The sequence below is a fragment of the Mesorhizobium sp. M0848 genome (assembly GCF_040319805.1).
Lineage (GTDB): Bacteria > Pseudomonadota > Alphaproteobacteria > Rhizobiales > Rhizobiaceae > Mesorhizobium.
The window spans coordinates 1-1526 of record NZ_JAMYOM010000072.1; the positions used below are offsets into that span (position 1 = coordinate 1).

General features: G+C 61.9%; 1 protein-coding gene. It reads right to left on the bottom strand.

Annotated elements, in window-relative coordinates; translation table 11 throughout:
- Positions 1–327: 327 nt before the first annotated feature.
- The gene (locus NKH95_RS33310; protein ID WP_352760121.1) at positions 328–1452 is read right to left on the bottom strand and encodes an NAD(P)/FAD-dependent oxidoreductase; all 1125 of its coding nucleotides are present in this window, start codon (positions 1450–1452) and stop codon (positions 328–330) included.
- Positions 1453–1526: the final 74 nt, after the last annotated feature.

The following is a 1526-nucleotide window of genomic DNA, read 5'->3' on the forward strand; positions in this document are numbered from 1 at the left end:
TGATCAGCCCTCTCGTGTACGGATGGCGTGGGGTAACGAGGACCTTGTCCACGGGACCTCGTTCGGCGGCCCGAGCCGCATACATTCAATCATAGGTCAGTCGGCACCGCCTTCCGTCTAGGGTGCGCGGACCTGGACATCCACGACCTTCATTTTCATGACTTGCGGCACGAAGGGACAGCCTTTTCGAGGCCGGGTTCACGATCTAACAAGTTGCACTGGTAACTGGGCACAAGGACTGGAAAATGTTGAAGCGCTACACCCATCTAAAGCCGGAGGCTCTCCACGCGGTATTGGCAGCGTGCGCGGCAGAGGTCGTTGCGCTCCTCAAGAAAATCGAGCCGGTCGAAAGCCTGCGAGGAGTGGGTGCTCTGTCCCGGTGGCGATCTCGCTTGCAAGCAGTTCGCCGGCAATCAGGCCAAGTGTTGCGCCGCTGTGGCTGAAGGCGACGTAGTATCCCTTGACCTCCCGCAACTGGCCGAAGACCGGTTCACCGTCTCCGGGGATTGGCTTCGGCCCGACACCGTAGCTGTCCAGTTCCAATTTCGGATGACCCTCGAGAACATTCGACGCTTCGTCGAGAAGTCCCTGGATGGTCGATGCGTTTACGCGATAAGTGCCATCCGGATTGACCACCACCTCTTCTTCCGACCAGGCGGAATCGAGCGCGAGCGCGCCATCTGGCGTTGGCCGGACGGCGACGCGCGGCGTGTTGAGCACGGCGCGGAGCGGCAAGTCGACTGGCTTGGTCCTGACCAGCAGCGCGATCGGTGTCCCGTCGGCGATACGCTGACCGGAGTCGGCAACCATTCGCGGCACATCCGCACCGGTCGCTAGAAGCACCGCGTCGGCGGCGAAGCTGATGCCGCTGGTCGTCGTGACGCCGGTTGCGCGGCCGTTGGCGACCGTGACGGTAGCGCTTCCGGCGCCGGTGAGAAGCCGCCCGCCACGCTCCACGAATTCCGCGATCAATATTTCGATCAGCGACGGCAGGTCGACCCAGCCCTCGCCCGGGTTGAAGATCGCGCCTTGCGGTGTGACAGCGCTTGCGCAGACACCCGGCGTGACCAACGCTATGTCGCCCGCGGACAGATGTTGCGCATCATAGCCGAGGCCTTTTTCATGGGCGAAGACATCGGCGATCTCGTTTGAGGCATCGTCGGCATCCCATGTCAGGCCGCCGTCGAAACGCAGCCAGGCAGCATCCGGATATCTCGCCGACAGCGTGCGGTAGCGGTCGATACCGATCATGCGCAGGCGATGATACTCAGCCGAGCGCTTGCGCGCCGAATTCATCCAGGCGAGCGAGCGGCCGGACGCCCCCTTGGCGAGCGGTCCATCATTGACCAGAACGGTCTCGATGCCGAGCCTTGCAAGATGAACGGCCGAGGAGACGCCAAAAATACCGCCCCCGACAACAACGACCTTGGAGACCTGATGAGATGTAACCATGAGATGTTCTTTCACTGTGTAGAGAGTGGATTGAGCGACCGAAGGCGTTCCACGCATATCGGCCAGATGGCGAT

What these genes read in the sequence shown, in the direction of transcription:
- NKH95_RS33310 (WP_352760121.1), bottom strand. Translation starts at nt 1,452, where the DNA reads ATGGTTACATCTCATCAGGTCTCCAAGGTCGTTGTTGTCGGGGGCGGT.